General features: G+C 32.3%; 11 protein-coding genes and 4 pseudogenes. 9 read left to right on the top strand and 6 right to left on the bottom strand.

Annotated features, from left to right (window positions below):
* Positions 1-1,044: 1,044 nt before the first annotated feature.
* Positions 1,045-2,742: a helix-turn-helix domain-containing protein gene (locus GFJ36_RS12000; protein ID WP_097890019.1), complete on the top strand. Its 1,698-nt coding sequence runs from the start codon at positions 1,045-1,047 to the stop codon at positions 2,740-2,742.
* A 119-nt stretch (positions 2,743-2,861) separates the two neighbouring features.
* On the opposite strand, the gene GFJ36_RS11995 is transcribed toward GFJ36_RS12000, so the two are convergent.
* Together GFJ36_RS11995 and GFJ36_RS11990 are read right to left on the bottom strand one after the other, a co-directional pair.
* Positions 2,862-3,671 (bottom strand): alpha/beta fold hydrolase, encoded by an 810-nt coding sequence (locus tag GFJ36_RS11995; RefSeq protein WP_097890020.1) that lies wholly within the window; start codon positions 3,669-3,671, stop codon positions 2,862-2,864.
* A gap of 136 nt (positions 3,672-3,807) precedes the next feature.
* Positions 3,808-4,075 (bottom strand): annotated as a pseudogene (locus GFJ36_RS11990) (CD3324 family protein).
* Between the two features lie 103 nt (positions 4,076-4,178).
* Here GFJ36_RS11990 and GFJ36_RS29100 point away from each other — a divergent pair.
* Positions 4,179-4,337 (top strand): hypothetical protein, encoded by a 159-nt coding sequence (locus GFJ36_RS29100; RefSeq protein ID WP_001183576.1) that lies wholly within the window; start codon positions 4,179-4,181, stop codon positions 4,335-4,337.
* A gap of 140 nt (positions 4,338-4,477) precedes the next feature.
* Here the strand turns inward: GFJ36_RS29100 and GFJ36_RS11985 are convergent, their stop codons facing one another.
* The 3 genes and pseudogenes from GFJ36_RS11985 to GFJ36_RS11975 all read right to left on the bottom strand — a co-directional run bounded on the left by GFJ36_RS11985 (position 4,478) and on the right by GFJ36_RS11975 (position 9,837).
* Positions 4,478-5,068 (bottom strand): SUKH-4 family immunity protein, encoded by a 591-nt coding sequence (locus tag GFJ36_RS11985; protein WP_097890071.1) that lies wholly within the window; start codon positions 5,066-5,068, stop codon positions 4,478-4,480.
* Positions 5,069-5,239: 171 nt separating this feature from the next.
* Positions 5,240-8,315, bottom strand: a pseudogene (locus GFJ36_RS11980) (type IV secretory system conjugative DNA transfer family protein).
* Positions 8,287-9,837, bottom strand: coding sequence for a replication-relaxation family protein (locus GFJ36_RS11975; RefSeq protein WP_097890022.1), 1,551 nt, complete (start codon positions 9,835-9,837; stop codon positions 8,287-8,289). The pseudogene GFJ36_RS11980 and the gene GFJ36_RS11975 overlap by 29 nt, the downstream one beginning before the upstream one ends.
* 538 nt (positions 9,838-10,375) lie before the next feature.
* On the opposite strand from GFJ36_RS11975, the gene GFJ36_RS11970 reads away from it, so the two are divergent.
* The 3 genes from GFJ36_RS11970 to GFJ36_RS11960 all read left to right on the top strand — a co-directional run bounded on the left by GFJ36_RS11970 (position 10,376) and on the right by GFJ36_RS11960 (position 13,520).
* A complete protein-coding gene (locus GFJ36_RS11970) occupies positions 10,376-11,062 on the top strand; it encodes a hypothetical protein (RefSeq protein WP_097890023.1) in 687 nt (228 codons plus the stop codon).
* A 575-nt stretch (positions 11,063-11,637) separates the two neighbouring features.
* Positions 11,638-12,072, top strand: coding sequence for a hypothetical protein (locus tag GFJ36_RS11965; RefSeq protein WP_064472955.1), 435 nt, complete (start codon positions 11,638-11,640; stop codon positions 12,070-12,072).
* Positions 12,072-13,520 carry an FtsZ/tubulin family protein gene (locus GFJ36_RS11960; protein WP_064472956.1) on the top strand — a complete coding sequence of 483 codons (1,449 nt, stop codon included), beginning with the start codon at positions 12,072-12,074 and terminating at the stop codon, positions 13,518-13,520. Before GFJ36_RS11965 ends, GFJ36_RS11960 begins: the two co-directional genes overlap by 1 nt.
* Before the next feature lie 25 nt (positions 13,521-13,545).
* Here the strand turns inward: GFJ36_RS11960 and GFJ36_RS11955 are convergent, their stop codons facing one another.
* Positions 13,546-14,295, bottom strand: a complete 750-nt coding sequence (locus GFJ36_RS11955; RefSeq protein ID WP_064472957.1) for a MerR family transcriptional regulator — start codon at positions 14,293-14,295, stop codon at positions 13,546-13,548.
* A gap of 2,960 nt (positions 14,296-17,255) precedes the next feature.
* Between GFJ36_RS11955 and ltrA the strand changes: the two genes are divergently transcribed.
* The 4 genes and pseudogenes from ltrA to GFJ36_RS11935 form a co-directional block, all read left to right on the top strand.
* Entirely contained in the window at positions 17,256-19,133 is a 1,878-nt protein-coding gene (ltrA, locus tag GFJ36_RS11950; RefSeq protein WP_097890024.1) for a group II intron reverse transcriptase/maturase, read from the top strand.
* Between the two features lie 103 nt (positions 19,134-19,236).
* A pseudogene (locus GFJ36_RS11945) lies at positions 19,237-19,605 on the top strand (DUF3854 domain-containing protein); the annotation flags it as partial.
* Between the two features lie 459 nt (positions 19,606-20,064).
* Positions 20,065-20,295, top strand: a complete 231-nt coding sequence (locus GFJ36_RS11940) for a hypothetical protein (protein ID WP_097890025.1) — start codon at positions 20,065-20,067, stop codon at positions 20,293-20,295.
* Positions 20,296-20,401: 106 nt separating this feature from the next.
* A pseudogene (locus tag GFJ36_RS11935) lies at positions 20,402-20,605 on the top strand (MerR family transcriptional regulator); the annotation flags it as partial.
* Between the last annotated feature and the right edge of the window lie 105 nt (positions 20,606-20,710).

The following is a 20,710-nucleotide window of genomic DNA, read 5'->3' as shown; positions in this document are numbered from 1 at the left end:
ACGTTTCAGTTCGTTTCATGTTTCCTGCCATCATATAGCTATAACGTTTCATGTTTTTAAAACAAGTTATATTTTATTAAAAACTGCTGTAACTCTTGGTACATATAGGTTGTTTGGATTTTCAAAGTGAAAGTTGTAGCCATCATATAGCTATAATGATTTTAGCGTTTTTTCTTTCATATTTTATGAAATGGCTTTATATCAACGTTTATTACTAATTTACATAGAATAAAAAAATTTTTAGTCAAATGATTTTCAGGATATTCTCGTTTCATTTTTTCAACGTTGTAGCCATCATATAGCTATAACGTTTCATAAATTACGAAATTGTAGCCATGATAAAGCTATTCATTATTAAAAGTAAGAAGTAATAGCCATGATAAGGCTACATAGTTTCAAATAAGAAGTAATAGCCATGATAAAGCTATACAGTTTCAAGTAATAGCTTATAGCCACGATAAAGCTATACAATTTCAAATAAGGGCTTATAGCCGCGATAAGGCTATATAATTTCAAATAAAAAGTAATAGCCGCGATAAGGCTACATAGTTTCAAGTAAGAAATAATAGCCACGATAAAGCTATATAGTTTCAAATAAGAGTTAATAGCCACGATAAAGCTATACAATTTCAAATAAGGGCTTATAGCCACGATAAAGCTATATAGTTTCAAATAAGAGTTAATAGCCATGATAAAGCTATGCAGTTTCAAGTAAGAAGCAGCTGGCGTATTTAAGTTGTGACCTAAAGTAACAAGTTTCTAGTCGTTAAGCAAAAAATCAGTGTATTTAACTAATTTACTTTTAAAAATTGAAATTGTATTGTAAAGTAGTGATTTTACAAATAGAAGCAGTTTTATATAATTAAAGACAAGTAAAGAGAATTTAAATGATCCACAATAAAAAGAGTAAAAATCAACAATTGTGCGGATTATTCAGATAACATTTCAACTTAAAGGTTATGTAGCCATCATATAGCTATGAGGTTTCATAGTGTTAGGATTTATATTATATTGGTTATTAACATTGTTAGGAGGTACTTAAATATGGAGAAAGTATTAGTATTGTTCAGTGATGCCCTCCTACTTGCTGCTCCAATCTATGAAGAAAATAAGCAGTTATGGGCCAAATGGCAAAAATATTATAACGAAGTACAAGAGAATCACGATAAATTAGTAACATCAGCTAATATATCCCCTTCATTCTCAACACTTGTTTCTTGGCTGGGGCAGAAACAAGAACAAGGAATATCGTTGTTGAACATTTATGCGAATCTAGATAAATATAAAATTGAGATTCAAAATGTATTAGATAAAATCATTGAACAAGAGTTTGGAGAAAAGTTTGAAGCAGTTGAACCAACTCAAATTTCAAATCCTGAACATGGTCATATAAAAGAGTATATAGCAGATATACCTGACGAATATTATCCTGTATCAAATGACGCAATGTACTATCAATTACGTGATGGAATAGCAAAAAATCAGTTTGAAGAAGATGAAGCAGCAGCAAAAACGGTACTGCCATTAGAAACAAAAAATTCAAGCGGAGTTGCACAACTATCTTCACATAAAGATGAGGATTTGAGATTAGTGAATACAAATGAAGCAGAAAGATGGTCTATATTGGTTGATGGAGTAATTAGTAATATGGATGATCTTACAGCAGATTGTTTGGATACCATTACAATACAATGGTTGAATCAAGCTAAATCTCCAGATGAATTCATAGATTTTAGTTATGAGAATGTATTGGAATTATGTAATATGCCAAAAGCATCAGCAAACGGTGTAGAGTATTATCGTGCAGAAGATAAGATAAAGGTAGCACAACGTATTGCAGCGTTAGCAAGCATCTTTATTTATTTGAATGATGATAATGAAGTTGTAGTATTGAACGATCAAGCTGAAACTGGGGAAAAATTTGAAGTAAAACGTGAAGTAATCAAGAGACTATTCGTACTGGACTCTGTAGTGTTATGGAGAGATAAGAATACTAATGAATATATGGGGATAGAATCCTGTAAGATTAAACCAGGTAGTTTCTTATCGGGCTATTTGTATGGGTCTAATAGCACAACTGCTTTATTATCGAAAAAAGCATTAGAGTATAATAGCTATAGACACAAGTTTCATAAACGTTTAATACGTTATTTATCCTGGCAGTGGCGAATCCGTCAACAATACAGTACTTTAAAAAGACCATACTCCATTGGTGGGGAAAAAGGTCTACTATCTGTAATGGGTATTACAACTACAAAGGGTCGCCCAACTCGAATTCGTGAACAACTAGAAAGTGTTTTAATTGATTTAGAAAAAGAATGTGTCATTTCACATTGGGCGTATGCAGAGGAATTGGATGAAACAAGGATAGGAGAACGTAATTGGTTTAAGAATTACTACTCCAAATTAGGAATCATTATCTTACCACCAAAAGAATTGATGGATAATATAGATAGTATGGTAAAGAAAAAAGTAATAGGTATGCAAGAGAAGCAGGAGGACCATTATATTGCAGAGACAGTAAAACAAACTCCTCAAGGATCAGAAGATGTGATACGAGAAAAAATTATGTATCAGCATATGCATCAAAATAAAACAATGCGTGAGATAGCAGATGAAATAGGTTTATCCCCTGCTACGCTTTCAAGATTCTGTAATAACAAAATGAAGCGTATTTCAAAAAGTGTTAATGAAAAGCTAAACAAGTGGTATGAAAGACAAATGATTATAGAGTCTATGTAAAGAGAAGCAGATACCTTTAAATGGAGAGGTAACTGCTTCTTTTTAGTTTGTTCATATTCTGCTGTTGATATCTATACGCGCCATTGTGCTCATACCTTACCCATTGATACGTTTCCTGATTAATTCTCAAGAACGTCGTGTAACCTCTCAGCAAACTCTTTATGATGCACTGTGTTATAGCCCACATGGTGTCCGGGAAACTCTACGAATTCTGTTCCGAGGTGTTCTGCTAAGTTGACTGCGCAATGGTAAGGAAAAAATTCTCGTGAAGTACTTCCGCCGGCTGGACGTACCTGTATCGATGTAGGTTTTAATGGGGTCTTTAATGCATTGATATTTAAAGTATAGCTGAGAATTCCCGGGATTTCATACTCAGTGAAATAAGTCGAATTACCGAGTAGTCGCTCTGTTAGCATATCCTTCGATAGTCCGAAATTGCTATCATCAATATTTGACAATAACTTTATGACCTCACTTTGATGATTTGTCTTAAGGTCTTCCATGAAATTTATAGCCTGCTTCAACTCATTTTCAGGTAAAAGTTGTAATAAAACCGGCTCGTGTGGGATTAGTAACTGTACCTGCTCAGGATGGCGTATGCACAGATCAAGTCCGATGACAGCACCAGAACTACTTCCGAATACATAAGCCGGTTCATTGGTCAGATTAGCTAGCAGCAGGTGAGCGTCTTCGCTATGTGTGTGCACATGATAATCCTCAGTTTTATTGACGAGGTTGCTACGGGAATGACCACGACGATCGTAAGTAACAACGGTATACCATTTAGCAAGATGGTCGGCGATATTATGGAACTTGTCGGCATCACCACCCCCACCATGGATCAAAAGAAGAATTGGACCTGAGCCACGCACCTCATAGTAGATGCTTGCTCCAAGTACTTGCAATGTTCCGTTTTTTACTATCCTCATTTGTACATCCTTCCTTTCTTCTGTCATTTCCCTTAACATTACACAATTGGCGAATGATATAAAATGCAGGAAATGACTAAGAAACAAATTCGCCATAAGAAAAAACAATGAGCATCATTTCATAAGTGTATCCTTTTTATTTATTTAGAGTAGACAATTTTTTGATTGTTTCAATGGAGAGGTGATATTCATCAGCTATTTGATTAATCGTTCTACCGTTTAATAGAAGCATTTCTGTCATCGATCAGCTTTCTTGTCCCAGAACGTATACCCCGTCTCTGATGAGAGGTTTTAGGTTTAGGAATATATATTGTTTCTCCTGGAACATACTTTTGAATTTCTAATATCAGCTTTTTAGGTAAAATAGCCGTTGTTTTTAAATAGCCCCTTTTTGCCAACTTCATATCTGTCCGTATTAATCCATAAACGCACTCGATTACTCGGTGGATATCATGTGTACTTTTGTACATAATAAGGTTGGCAAATGTTAAAGTCAGGAGGGTTTGTATGCAACAGGATAAAAAAGATATAGAAACGTCTGGTTCTATTATGAAACCAAATTTTGCAGAAACTGATGCACAAAAAGTGAAACAAGAAATTCAAAATGATGTAAGAGAAGGACAAGGCGCAATGACTTCCCGAGAAGCAGGTGCAATGCGGGATTAAGAAACCACTCCTTACTGTTTTTTATTTAGTGAATGTTTTAAACAGTAAGGAGATAACCCATTAACGGCTTTTGTTTCTTAAAAAATCGTTTTTACTTTCATATAAAGTTTATTTCACGAAGTATCCCCATTAGAAATAATCTATATTTTGTTTGACTTTTTCAAAAAGAAGTTTAACTTGCCGTGATATAAGGAATTCCAAAATTGTCTATTGTAGTTATCATCATTTATTAATATGTTAGTATCAAACTCCACTAATTTGTTCTTCAAATCATGAAAAGTCCTTATTAGATCACAATCTTTGTAGTGCCCCTGCTCTACTAGCTGAACCCAATACTTTTTAAAGGAATTGAAGCAGGAATGCATTTTCTCTATAGAAGAATTAACAAAATATCTTTCTACTCTTTCCGTAATTTCATGTTCTAGCTCATATATTTCTCCTGTGGGCTGGTAGATAGTAATTAGATTACCTGAATCCATATTACTCCCGATAACAAGGTATGGTTTAAACTTCTCTAAACTCGCTAAAAATGCTTTAGTATATTCTTTATCCAATATCGATAAAGAAAAATCATTTTGTTTTGTCCATTCCACTACATCTAAAAGAAAACCATTTGAATAGGTGTAAAATTCTACATTGAGACATTCGAATTCATTTCCTTTAATTTGATGATTAAGTAAAAAGTGCATACTATCCATGGGCAAATTTAATTTGGCAATCTCCACTGTCATTCCTCCAACCCTTATTATGTAATCCATTTTCTGGTTCTTCACAAACTTAATTAAATTTTAGCATAAAGAAATGGTCTCCTTGGGGGAAGTTACATATGAAATAATAAAAAGGTATGAGTTTACGACCCACACCTTTTTACCAGTAGAAATATTCGTTATATGCTTAATGTATCAATCATGATTAATGTCACCTTCGATATATTGACTGAGTTTATCCTTAATTGCCGCACTTTCTGGAGTTACTTCTGCTACTTTACGATTGTGAAGACGAGAGCCACCTTCCATTTCATCTAAAGGTAATGTATTTTCATCATCTTGAGGAACAGTAGCAGCCATTTGTTGTAACCACTGCATTGTTAAGTTAGATGTTGTATTTTTACCATTGATTTCTGCAGTTCGTTGAATTTCCTGTTCCTGCTGATTATGGGTAACAGTTGATGTGTAAGCAGGTTCTCTATATTGTGGTGTATGCTTCGCCCTTCGCACTTCTATTGGAGTTTCAGTAATAACTGGTGCTTTGGTGTTAAGTTCAATAGGTTCTCTATGTTTACTTGTATCTAGTACATTTTCTTTTTGAACATCCATTACTTTATTAATTTTTGCGGATTCTGTTGTATTAGAAGTAGCAATTGATGTTGTAGTGTCCTCCTTTTCTAGATTAGGAGCAGAATTTCTTGAGTAATCTTGAACAGACTGATTATTTGTTAGCTCACCTTCATTGTCAGTAACATCTTCATTATTATAAAAATCGTAAGTATCAGGATTTAACGTTTGTAACCAACCTTCTATTGCAGTAGGCGCTGTTTTAGGTGTACTCAATTCCTCAATTACAGTTTCTTCACTATCAACATCTGTATCTGTGACATAATCCTCATATTTAATTTCCGCATTTAATGACTCTTCACGAATTTTTAGCCAATAAGCAGCTGCTTCTGCATCAACTTGAATTTTAGCTGTTTTAAACTCAGTGGCAGGAACAAAGTTTGCATTTACTTGTATTCCTCCTTGAGGAGCATTATCTTTTACAATTTTAGCCGCACACTGGAATGCTTTTTGAATTAAGATATCATTTTCAGAAAGAATGGGTACTTCTGTTTTCGAATAAGAGTAGGATGTTCTACGTGTACTTTGTGTTTTCGTTTCTGCTGTTACCATATCAATTTCTTGATCCCCTTCACGTGCCTCATAAATTGTTTTCGTACCCATTAGCTTACTAAACAATTTAGCGTCTTCATTAGTAACATCACCATAAACAAGTTTGTTACGAAATGTTCCTAACAGGATATCCATGAATCTTGGGCCATGTTCAATTGCCAATTGACTAATTGTTTGTGCAATAACAATTAAAGATGCTTTATATTTCCGTGATTGAGCAGGAAAACTTTTAAATGCTTTATAAATGTAATCCGCAAACTCATCGACTAAAACAGGATGGTAAGGAGATATGTTAGGCTTACGACGGAAAACAGCATTCTGTACGGCATATAAACACAATTTACCGAATACATCAGATAGATCAGAAAGTTCCCCCTTTCGCTGTATTGACTAACAGAATACCTCCAAATTCCAAATGCTTCTCAAAATCAAAATTCGATGGACCACATAAAACACGACGGAGCAGAGGTTGAGCAGAAATATCATTTAATGTGTTTCGTAAACCACGAACGAAGGTTTCTTGTTTATCAATAATCTTAGGTTGCCCATAGTATTTCCCTTCAGTATGATAAACAACTTCCCCTCCCCCACGGCCACCAGAAATTTCGGGAACATAATTTAAATCAAACCATTCATCTACTTGTTTCATTATGCGCCAATGGTTTCGTTCATCTCTATCTGGAATAGATTCAATATCATTTGGAAGTCGTTCTTTTAATTTGAGATGCATCTCAAAAACGAGATTAGCATTATTATACATATCAATTAAATGTTCAAATCTAGCTTCAAATTTTGAATCATGGAGTTTTAACAAGTAAATATGTTGTTTAAGATGAGAACGCTCAGATTGAACGAAGAAAGGATTTCCTGCTCCATTATCAGAGAGCCCTGTTAATACTGAACATAACATCTCAGCGACTTTATCAACTGGACCACGAACGAAATTTATTGAAGGGGTATCAGGATTTGTTGGGTCTAAATAGAAAATAACACTTTCGGGAATCTTGTGTGCCAATACCAAGTTATATACCTTTTCACAGAAGTCATTAGATGGCTCGATAACTGTAAGACCATTTACCTGCGTTCCTTTTACATCCTCTGAATGATAATCTTTTCTTGCATATAAGGTTTTAAAGTTATTAATCATTGAAGCCATATAGTCAAGAATTTGATTAGCAATTGGTAAACCAAGTGCAGCTGATTTACCTGTACCAATGTTACCGATGATCATTATATTAAGCGTTAGAGACTTACCCTGTATAACTGCCATTTCCCGTGTTGCACTATTAGGACCAAGAAAGATATCAGGGTCTGGCAATTTAGATGGGTTTTTTTCAGTGAAAAACTTGTGTAATGAAGTAGCAAGTTTTCGTTGACGATCATCATTCAAAAAGGAAAGCATCCAACCAGGTATTTTAAATACGTATTCCCATTTTCCGAATTCATCTAAAAGCTCTTTTTTATGTTCATAAAAAATCTTAAAGAGCCATAAGAGTACGAGAATAATAATAATTACAGGTATAGCAAATACAAGGTGCATGATATTACTAAAATTTGAAAGTATAGTATCCTCTAATCCTTTGTCATTTAGTGAAACTTCTCCAGCTTTCGAATGTAAGAATGGAATAAATATCTTAGCTAATGGAACACTAAACGCCCATAAGTACTGGGCAACTATACCAATTAACATCATCGAAAAAATAAACCATCTACGCTTTATCTCCTGATAGGTCTTAACTTTGGTTGATAGTTGCCAAGTATAAATTAAAATCCAAAAGCTAAAAAAGGTTTCAATGTAATAATTAGTTTCAAACGGATTACCGAAGATACTTAAAGTAGGTAATGGAGCCCCCATTTGTATTGACCAGAAAGAAGCATATTTATAAATTCCTCTAAACGCAAAATACCAAGCTAGCAGAAGTAGTAATGTCACAACATAGTAAGATGAGCGGGCTGCTAAACGATATTTCCAGCTTTTTGTAAGATCGATTGTAACTGTATAGGAATTTTTTTTGTTCTTTCCGGCTTTTGGATCCTCCCCATTACCTGGTGCATTATTGAGTTCAGCATTCTTTTGAACTGCATTCTCCAAATTCTTGTTTCACCCTCTCTTTTAACGAATAAAAAGCAGCGGTGAAATTAAGCAATTCAGCAGAAGTAGCCAATAATATATTCTCTGGTGCTATGGAATTGTGATACAGATCAGTAAAAATGGCTTGCTGCCCATGCTCTAATTCATCCGCTTCATATATCCCCAAAATTTTAATTGGGTTTAGTGTTCGGTGTTGATTTTGCATGGCCAACAATCCTGATAATTGTTGTAATTTTAAGTGTGTGTTAACCTCCCCTACCTTAAGTATTGTTAATATACACAATATTTCTAAGTAATCTAAAGATTTTTTTTCTTCATCAGGTGCTTTTTTTCGTAATACCAAAATGTCTTCTGTTAGCTCAAGTAGTTTAGAATGCTGAATCCCTTTCGCTTGCATTTCGTTTTTATTAGATATCCACTCTACCGAATAAGGGAAAGAAGAATTTATGTTCAAACGTTCTGTGATTTTTTTGAGCAGATGACTTTTGCTTAAACTATTAATTTCGCGAATTTCTTGAAGAATATTGTTTATTACAAGTTCCGATCCACCCATGTTGCATACGTAAACATCTAGGTTATTCACTACACTTAAACGTGGTATATTGCTGAAAGCTTTTTTTAAATTTGTTACACGTGTAGTCCTTTTTTTGTAGGTAGAAATTGTGTGATAGGAATCATCGATTACTGAAAATAACACGTAAAACGGTTTAGACGGATTAGAAGCAGCGATATCAAGATATTTTTTCAGTTTGTTTTCTAGAAATGGAATGTTTTCTGTTCCTGTATCAACTTCAATATTGATAATAGAATCGTTACATGTAAGAACCCAATCAGGAATGATTAATGGGTTTCCCTTTGAGTCTGGATAAAACTCTTTAGATGGACGAAATGAATAAACGAGTTGAGGTAAATCTTGTTGGAAGGAAACGGGTTGAAGTTCTGGCTGAAACATTTCGCGATACTCTTCATCTTCGTATAAGAAGTAAACATCATTTGAATCAGAATACATTAGGTTGGGTAAATGTAAGTTTTGCTTCACAATTGAGTTTAGTGGAAAAAGATAATCGCCGTTACCACCTACAATTGCACCGGTATGTTCATTTTGGGATTCTGCTTCAAGTAGATTTAGCACAAATTGTGTAATAGCTATATTGTGTTCATATTGCCTTTTGGTAACAAACGAGGTATTGCGATCAGTAATTAATTTTAAACGATATAATATTTCTGCTCCCTTTGAAGCGATAGAAACGAAATCCAGTGTGAAGCCACGCTTTTTTCTCACACTTATATTTTCTTTTTTTATTACTTTCATTTTAGCCCACTTAGTTAATTTGGATGAAAATGTAGTTCGACTTATAGGCTCCCCACGTATCAATTCATAAAATTTTCGTAATTGAATTTGAGATACTGTTCGTTGTTCATATAAAAATAAAACTGTAAAAATATCAGAACGATTAAAATAAACTCCACGATCATTCTCTCCGACGATATATTTAACGGCATGATCAAATGATTTTTTCAATTTTAAACACTCCCTTGATATGGAAATAATATACGGAAACTTGCATAAAATCGAGTGCAATTGTCATGTAATGAAAGTAATTAATGTTGGATAAATTAAGCAGTTCAGTACATAAAAGTGATTAGTGTATATTTTAGCTGAAGATTGCAAAAAAACAACCCATTATCCCCTATGAACTCTTGGTTTAAAGATACATATTATTTCGTCAGGTGTGAGTAATAAAATACAATGTTATCAAGTGAAAATTTGCTATCAGAGTTCGTCATATGTATTTCGACAGTGATAAGAGGACATATGACGAACTCTAATGATAAAAAAAGGGTTCGACATATGTATTCCGTCATATATGTGTAGAGTATCAAAAATAGATAAAATGTACAGTGAATATACTTTTGTATAGATGAAATTAAATATTAAACGGAATTGCATTTAATTCTGTAGAGGTATTTATTTATCAGAAGGAAAAATTACATCATAAAAGAAATAAGTAAATAAACATAATAAAGTAAATGAAAATTGTGTATATTTCATATTTTGCATGTTACAATCTGATTTAAGGGGTGAAAAAATGCGGAATTGGAACACAGAATATGGGTTAATAACAAAGATAATACAAAGTGAATTTGAAGCAGACTTTCTTTATAACAAGGTAACCAACACATTAAATAATGAATATGAGATAATTCCATTACGGTTTGCAGCTCTAGATCCTTATAAAATTTACAATACTTCACAAGTTAGTAGAATATTAAGGATAAAATCTAACAAATTAAGATATTTAATTAACAGATACGGTGAATACATCCAATTAAGAAAAAAAAGAACTAAATATATTATTTCATTTAAAGCTGTATATAGGATATATTTAGTGCATCTATGCTTAACAAAGAAATTAATTAGTTCATCTGAGTTTAATCGCTTCATGACCTTACATGTTAGTTATAGTGATTATATTGATATGAAATTGACAAGTTATACTGACAAGTTTGTAGAACTTAATTTCAAAGAGAATCAAATGAATGAAAATGAATCACAATTTTATGTGCTATTCCTACAAACCTCAGAAATAACTTCCGAATTAATAAAAGAAATAACTACATATAACATGACATTGACATCCCCTTTCCTTTCTGTAGACAACCAACAGAAAAATGAGTTATTAAAAAAGAAGCGGGATCATAAAGATCTGTTTAATAAACTAAGGGTTTTATATAAAACTATATAGTTAAAAGAGTAATACTCAAGAAGTATTACTCTTTTTTTAGGGTTATATACACGTTTTATTTATAAGTCTTTTATATAAGTCTTTCAAATAGGATGTATGAAATTTCTTGGTAATATTTTATTGATATGAAATTAATATGAAAGTATATAAAGCCTTTAATGATAAGTGTTTTTATACACATCTTATATGTAGTTCGTATATATAAGACGTATAAATCTAATGGCCATGATAATAGAATGTTATTTTAGAAGTATTATATATCGGAATTATAACTCTAGATAAAAATATACATAAATACTGCACCCATATTTATAATTTAATAGTTATTGTTAGTTATATGAAACCTAATATTAACATGTTTTGTTCACTGCTTATATAAACGACTTTCATGTACGCCTTATATAATTGTTGTTGGTATATAAGACATTAGTTCAATTTTACATGTTGTGAATCTTATATAAGCCTTATATATAACAACTCAATATAAGTCTTATATATAATGACTTGATATACGTCTTGCAATGATGTAATATATTTTTAGGAATAATTAACCAACGTTTTAAGGGGGGAACAACTTGAACGAGGTATTAAGTGAAAAATATAAACAAAACAAATTTACTGAAGAAGTTGTGGAAATGTTTGCAGACATTATTGAAGAAGACGAAATACTCTACAATGTATTTCATTACATAGGATCTCAAGTAAACAAACAATACCAAGAAACAAAATATATGAGAGGTATTTCAATAAATGAGATAGTAGAAAGTGTTGTTATTGATAGGAGAGTAAAGAAACCTAAGGGTAAATCCTATTCATTAGAACTTGAAAGAACTAACATTTCAAGAAGATCAGCGGAAGGTAGTGTTGCTACTTTAGCTTCAATGTCATTAATAACAGAAAAAATTATGCATCCGTATAAGTTTTTAATTTCAACTATTAGGGGGCAGCAAGTATTAGTTGAATTAAGCAAACGTAAAAAAAGTAATGAGAATAAGGGAGAGATAAAATAATGGCAAAAAACTTTCTGAAAAACGAAGTAGCAGTGAAAATGACTATGGTTGGTTTTGGTCAAGCTGGAACTAGAATGGTAGATAAGTTTGCTGAGTATAAGCATACAGACGGTACAGCAGTTTATAATTGCCTAGCATTGAATAGTAATGATGGGGATTTAGCAGAACTGAAAAACGTGCCAAAAAGCAACCAAGTTTCACTAAAATTAGGTGGTTTGGGTAAGAATCCTGAGCGTGCTGTAAAGGTGTTAGAATCTAATGAAGAAGCTAAGGATAAACTAAAAGAATTTATAACGGAACGTGTTAGACCAACTGATGAGTTAGTGCTATTTTTTGCAGGTTTAGGTGGTGGTACAGGTACATCTACAATTATTCAAGCAATTGAAGAATTCACTGCTTTTCATAATAAACCTGTAATTGCTGAAGAACTGAAAAGTATGGCAATGAAAATTCCTAGAGAAGAATTAATCAAAAATCAACAAAAGTATGCAAGAATTGCTTTCAATAATGCAATTGAACGTAAAGATTTTATTAAAATGGGTATTGTGGTTACACTTCCAGTTAGAGCAGATGGGCCGGATGTACTAAGACAGGTGAATAAATTTTCACAAGAAATTTGGAAGTTAGCTAATGATCCAGCGAAAGGCGTTGCATTTGTTGTATTTGCAGATAACCAACATTTCTATGATGAGTTTAAGGGATTAAACGAGAATGAGAAAAAAGGCATCGGAAACTCACGAGACTATGCAAATCAGCGTATTGGAGATATTATTCATGAGTTAAATACAGCTGCAAACGGTTCAGGAACATCAGTAATTCTAGATTCTCAGGACTTTAAACGAATTTTACTAGAAAGAACAGGCTGTTTAGTAATTAATAAGGTTTCACGTAATATGAATCAAATTGAAAACAGTAAAGAAATTGTAGATATGTTCTCAGAATCATTGAAAGGAAGCTCATTCCATCACCCTATTGACCTGATGAAGACAAATGAAAATGGAGATTTAGAGGCATCAAAGGTACATCATTTTGGGATGTTAGCAATTTTAGATGAACAGAAGAACCTTGATGATTCATTTATGGATGATGCAAAAGTAGAAGTAACAAATAAACTACCAATCAATGGAACTGTTTTTAATGGTTATTTAGTTAGTAAAAATGACTTTATGGGTAGCGTGTATACTTTCTATAAGACAGATGCACTACCATCTCGATTATCTAAAGGATTAGTAGAAGAATATAATGAATTTAAGGAAAAACAAAGTCAAATTCAATATACAAAGTCTCAAATTACTACTATTGAAGCGCAAGACTCGGACGATGATTTCAATATTAACTTTGGTGATTACTTTGAATTAGAACCAGAGAAAGATGAAGAACCGCAAAAGCTAAATGATGAAGAATTAGCGGCATTTATGGATCCTGATAAGATGTTCGGAACAAAATAAAAAATAAGCCTGGAATTTTCCAGGCTTATTTTTCTGTTTTCATTACATTTTGCATGTATTCAATCATGTTCTCATCAATATAGCTTTCTATGAAAAGTTGTTTTCTCGCAAGATCTTCCTCTTTTTTAAACCAACCCACTTTTTTAATACGAGTTTCTTCTGGCTGTGTATTCCATTCTTTTTCAGCTTGTTTTCTTAACTCTGTACGCGCTCTATGTTGAATAATTATATTATCTAGTCTTTCTTGTCTTTGGCGCTCTTTTAACCTCTCAGGGTCTTCTGGTTCAGGTAGCACCGCACGTATAGCATCTTCGAACTTTCCTTGATACTCTAATTCAATGTTTTGTAAATGCATTTGAATTTTTTGTTCTACTATTTTTTCAATAGTCGCTGCAGCTTCCTGCATGTTTAATTGGGATGAGACTTCACTGGTTTGATTTTCTGGAGAAACAGGTCTTAGTTCAAATTGATGTGGTAAAAGCTCAATAATTGCATCTAGCGACCACTTTTCATCCCTTTTTAGTTTGATAAATAAAGCTATGTCTAAATCCAGTGTGTTATATAACTTTTCGTTTGTATTATTGGTTCTTAATGTTCCGTGTAACCCCTTTTCTTCTAGGATATTGAACCAATTGTATACAGTGTTATGATGTCGACCTACTAATTTAGAAAACTCTGTTATTCGCCAAGCTTTTTCAAAAGTATCTTCATGACTAGAGTTTGTATTATTGGACTCCATATGTTCAGTTGTATTTTTGTTATCTTGTTCAATCATCGTTATACCTCCTTGAAATATAATGGCCATAGCAAAATGTAATTAACATATAAAATGAGATTAACATGTTAAGTATCTTTCGGCGATATAAACCTCAATACCTTTTTTGATTGACATTCACATGAAATGTGTCATTGATATATAAAGCATCACTTGTTAACATGAAGTTGATAAATCGGCTTTTGAATTAACTATTGTTAATGTCCTGTTGATAATCCGTTAGTTATTAATGATTATTGTTGCTATGAAATTAACAAATTAGTCTACAATATATTAATGATAAGAAAATATTAGTGATTTGTAAATAAATTATAAGGATATAGCATTAAACTTAAAGACTTAAAAGCTAAAAAGTATGTATAAATGTAGAACAAAAAGCCCATACTAATAATAAAAAAAGGGCTATATTTATTATAATTTATGATAATCGGTAGTAGAAAGCTAAGAAATGTATAGTTTATTGGCTTCAGTAGGTCTTTAGAATGCACATGAAGGTTATTGAATTACTTTAATATAAACTCATTTTTTATAGGAGGCACCGCCCTTTACAAGGGATCTCTATATAATCAAAATTGATTCATACAATTGCTACTTTTAGATCGGAAGTAATAAAAAGCGATTTATTATTTTTGGCTACTATCAAAATGCCTTCAAGAATGATATCCTCCCGACTTATCCAGGGGATTTTGCTATAAAAAAGGTCTCTTAATAGATATAGAATCTAAAACTCTATTTGTATGTATATTCTCAACGTTAGAATCAACAATTGTTAATGTTATGTCAATACGCGTTAATGATAAATTGATATGACACTAGTATTAACGGACAACAAACTCTATTAACATGTCAATCTCAGGTTATATATCAATGATAAATAAAGAGAAAACTGTTATTTTTTTGACGCTAATAAGAAACTATTGATTGTATGAAGTTCTTGCTATAACTATAGTACTTTTAGAGTGTTTTTTGATATTTCGATAGAACTCTGTTGTGGCAGATAAATTTTTAACTAATGCAGATTTTGAAATCCTCAGAGCTGCTTCTATGCGCGCTTCAACTTTTTAATTGTTAATGTCATATTAATGTCAAACGAAAATTGTTGATATAACATTAACAATTTAGATAGCATTTCTCTCTACGCTTAACTTTATAGACTATATGTCAATGATAAACAAAGGATGAAAAACATTGAATTGCTGTCGTCATTTATTATTATGATTAGATTTTAACTGTTTTTTGATTGTGTGAAAATAGATCATCACTAGATTCACTTCGAGCAAACCACCACAGAAGAAAATTTTCACCAATATAGATTTTGAAATCTTGAAGACTATAAACACTTCTTCTTTTTGGACGCCTTATTGTTAATGTTATATCAATATCAATTAGAATAATATTAATAACAAAAGAAAATAGGTACTTAACATGTCAATCTCAGGTTACATGTTAATGATAAATAAAGGGAAAACTATTGATTTTTTGGGTGTTACTAATAAGAAACTATCAATTATATGGAATTTTTGTTAGTTCCTTATCACGATTATAGTACTTTTAGAGTGTTTTTTGATATTTCGATAGAAATCTGTTGTGGTAGATAAATTTTTAACCAATATAGATCTTGGGTCTTCGAGATCTGTATTTTTGCGTATTTCAACTACTTAATTGTTAATGTTAAATACAAATTGTTGATATAAGATTAACAATACAGATAGTATTCCTTTCTATGTGTTGTTTTTTAACTATATGTCAATGATAAATAAAGGATGAAAATCATTGAATTGCTGTCATCATTTATTACTCAATTGAATTTTTAGCTATGTTTTGATAGTGTCGAAACATTTTCTAGGATGAATTGACACTAGATTCACTTAGAGAAAACTACCACAGAAGACAAAATCCAGCCGATATAGACTTTGAAATCTTGAAATAAATAAACATTTCTTCTTTTCAACGCCATATTGTTAATGTCATGTCAACCTTAATCAGAATGATTTTGATAACAAAAGAAAATAATCACTTAACATGTTAATCTTAGTTAACATGTTAATAACAAACATGGGATAAAAAATCAGTTATCTTTTCAGCGGTATCAACATGAGATTGATAGTTTTATGTTGTTTCTTTTTATATCTTACTAGCATTGAAATATTTTCAATGCTAGTTTATTAATTAACATACTTCCGTAAAATCTGTTTCAATGGACTAATGTTCAACTAATATAGATCTTGAAGTTTAGATAGGTATAAACATTTTTGATAAGTATCCGCTTGTTAATGTTAATCGGTGAATACTAGTGATAAAGTTAGCACGCTTCATTTAACATGTTAATCTCACTTGATATGTCAATGTCAAATGTGGAGAAGATGTATTGATTTTCTGTGGATATTGACATGAGATTGATAATTATATGATTGTTTACAAAAATACATTATGGTAAACAGTAATGCGTTTAATAGCGCAATTAATTGGTTAGTAGGGAATATACTGTATCAAAAAAATTCAGCAGAGAAACATTAATGAACCGTTAATAACGGGGATCCTTATAGCTTGGTAAATATAGATTGCTAAAATAGCATCTGATTCAGAAGAAGTTCTCGCTTCATGGAAACAATTGTTCATTAAATCCAATAGATTTACCGGCAGAGAGTGGGCATCTAAGGGTACGTAAAAGAAGGGATAGAGTAAATGGAACGTTTGAAAGCTATGTGATGGATGGATTACAGTCCAAATGAAGCACGTAGCTGGCAGAGGTGTCATAGTAGTGTTAATCGTTGGCTCAATGACGTTACTATAAGGATTCTTCCGAAGTGTAGCATAGAGGAAAAACCAACGGGAGCGAAGGACACCAGTCGATAATCTAATACTACTTAACTTATCAACGTCCAGACGAGGTTTATCCGAGTAAACAGCTAATTCATGATAACCAACACTTCAATCTTCAGAATGAAGTAGGTGATTCATTGAAGGTACAAAGACGGTTGATTAAATCAGAACATGACCTAACGAAATTAATAGATGAAATGCACTTGGTAGCGAAAGAAGGCGGTCACTTTTTTGGTATTGCAGAAATGTTTACTAATGAAGAAGTTATAAAAACCGCGATTCATAAAATCAAGAGCAATCAAGGAAGCAAAACGGCAGGTGTAGATGGTAAAACGATCGATGATTACTTACAAATGGATAAAGACGAACTGATCAAACTTATTAGTAGTCATATAGAAAATTATGAACCTAAGCCTGTCAAACGAATTTATATTCCGAAAGGCAATAGCAAAACCAATGATAAATCCCAAATGCGCCCACTAGGCATTCCAACCATGATTGACCGTATTATACAAGAATTAGTTAGAATGTTTATTGAACCTATTGCAGAAGCCAAATTCTACAATCATAGTTACGGATTTAGACCATATAGAAGTACTGAACACGCTCTAGCAAGAATGAGGGATGTGGCACGTAGAAGTAAGACTTTTTGGGTTGTAGAAGGTGACGTAAAGGGGTATTTCGATAATATTAACCATAACAAGCTAATTGAAATTATGTGGAATATGGGAATAAAAGATAAAAGGCTGTTAGCAATAACTAAAAAAATATTGAAAGCGGGATATGTCGAAAATGGACAATTCCACAAAACGACTAAAGGTACTCCGCAAGGAGGCATAATTAGCCCGCTGCTAGCAAACATTTATCTAAACGGATTTGATTGGTTTATTGCTAAGGAGTATGAATTTCATCCTTATACCGATAGATACCAAACACGAAGAGCAGCCTATCAGAAACTTAAAAAGGATGGTCACGAACCTACTTACTTAGTTAGATACGCTGATGATTGGGTAATTCTTACAACAAGCGAGAGTAATGCTAGGAGACTTCTTAGTAAAGCACAGAAATACCTAAAACACAAGATGAAACTTGAATTGTCTACGGAGAAAACTCTTATAACTGACCTTCGTGTCAGACCGGTCACATTCTTATCGTATGATATGAGATTCGGTTTAACAAAAGAGAATAAATATGCTCCGTTACTTTATCCGAACATGAAAGCAGTTAATAAGGCGATAAAAGAAATTAAAAGCTACGTCAAAAAGTTAAGATATAGCCCAAATGATGAATGGTTTGCCACAAATATTGAAAAAATCAATGAAAAGTTAGTTGGCATTAGTAACTATTTCAACAAAGGGATTAGTAAGAAAACTCTTAGCAAAATTGACAACAAAATATTCTGGGGAATGCTGAAGTCGTTTAAATCGTATTTCAAATATGAGAAAAACACTACACTCATGGAAAACCACTATGTACCACTAAATACAGTTGGTAATAGGAGAGTAAGACATGAGAAGTATAATTGGAAAACTTTCGCCATTGAAATAGATAACATTAAAATAGGTGCTACTAAATGTGCGATAACGCCAGTGCAATACTCCAGAAATTTCAACCAAGAAATGACGCCTTTTACCGCTGAAGGTAGAAAATTATATGCGCAAAGGATGGAAAAGACACTTCCACTATGTAGACCAACAATATACAAAGCTGACGAACTTTATATAGCCCATAAAGATAAAAACAGGATAATGACTAATTTCGAGTTCATCATGAATAAGGATTATGCGTATAACAGGGACAAAGGGAAGTGTAGGGCATGTGGATGTTTCTTATATGGAAAAGGAAACTGCCATCATAAAAATCCCAAATTAACCCTAAATGAAGTCAATAAGGTTAATAATTTAATCTCGCTTTGTACAGAATGCCACAAATTCGTGCATAACAAGGAAGCTATCGAAGGGAACGCTAAAAGAGTTAGGTTAATTGAAAAGCTGAGGAAAAATATTAAAAGTTAAGGGTATTACAATGACTATCGCGAGGTGGCTCATTGTCCATAAGAACAGATTACCGATGGCAAGCCGTATGCGGTGAAAATCGCACGTACGGTTTTGAGTGGGGGAAAAGATGGAGATTATTTCAAAGTCTTACCTATCACTATCTGATATTGCTGCAGAAAACTTAGACGAGCTTCTAACAAATGAGGAAAAAGTAATGTATGGTACCACAGTTGTATCAATACCTGGGGTTAAAGTATGGAGAATATTAATTGAACCATTAAAAAAAATGGGAGTTAAACAGGCGACGTTCGCTTTAGATATGGATATGATTACAAATTCAGATGTTCAGCGGTCGTTATTAGAATGTGCGCAAGCGCTTTATCAAGAAGGGATAAGTATTAATTATGCAAGTTGGGATATTAATCTTGGAAAGGGGCTAGATGATTTATTGTTAAACGATTATATTCCAGCAATAGAGAAAGTGAGATAAACGCTATTTAAATTATAATAAGTTAAAAAACATATTAATAAGCGATAGAAATGATTAATTACTTTTTTACACCATAACTAGAATGATTGTTTTTTATAGGTAAATTTATTTTTTACTCTTTCTAAACGGATGTTTTGTATAGAAGAATACAAAACATCCATCATTTTATACGTGTTCTTGATAATCATTAGGATTTAATTTGTATATATAAACCTTGATGATTATCAAGATTTATATAAATATAATTAGTTCAATCATAAGGAAATGATGGATATTTTAATATATCGGTAATTTTTTTAATTTTTAGAATAATTTATTTTACATTTTGTTATAATCCTATATCATATACATACAGGATAAATTTGGAAGAGTTTTAGGGACGAAGTTTCGTATCTATGTAATATCGATAGTAGTTTTTAATTACTAAATAATACTATTCATGTATACGAGGTGAAACAAATGGGGAGACGAGTAAGTGAGAAGAAAACGAAAGAACAGTTTTTATATGAAAGAAGAAGACAATTAGAAATAATGGAAGATATTAGTAGCATCTGCAAAGGATGCGATATTTATATAGAATTGAGAAAAACGAAAGCACATAAAGAAGTTGCCAATACATGTGCAAGGAATTGTAAGTTAATTAGTAACGTACAAAAGGAGACACAGATGTTTTTAGAAACAATTCGATAAAATGAGAAGGGAGGGAAGTAACAGTTGAAATAAATCTATAAAACTTTATAAAAGACCCTCTAATTATTATAAAGTTTAAGTAATAATAATTAGAGAGGTGATATAGATGAAGTACTATTCCATAGGTGAATTTGCTGATTTAATAGGAAAGACAACTCAAACGTTAAGAAACTGGGATAAACAAAATGTTTTTAAACCACATCACGTAACGGATAGTGGTTATCGATATTACTCACAAGAACAACTTAATCACTTCTTGGGTATTAAAGGTGAAATGCAGTTAAACAAAATAGTGATAGGATACTGTAGATCTTTTGCTTGGTACTTACTGGTTCGTTGTACAAAGCCAACATCTCTAGCAAGATCCCGTAAGGTATTTGGAGATAAAAAACTTTGAATCTCTTGAGCAAATAGT

It is taken from the genome of Bacillus sp. EE-W1 (assembly GCF_009760835.1).
In the GTDB taxonomy this organism is placed as follows: Bacteria; Bacillota; Bacilli; order Bacillales; family Bacillaceae_G; genus Bacillus_A; species Bacillus_A wiedmannii.
The sequence above is the reverse complement of the archived record's forward strand: the minus strand, read 5'-3'. Positions and strand labels throughout refer to the sequence as shown.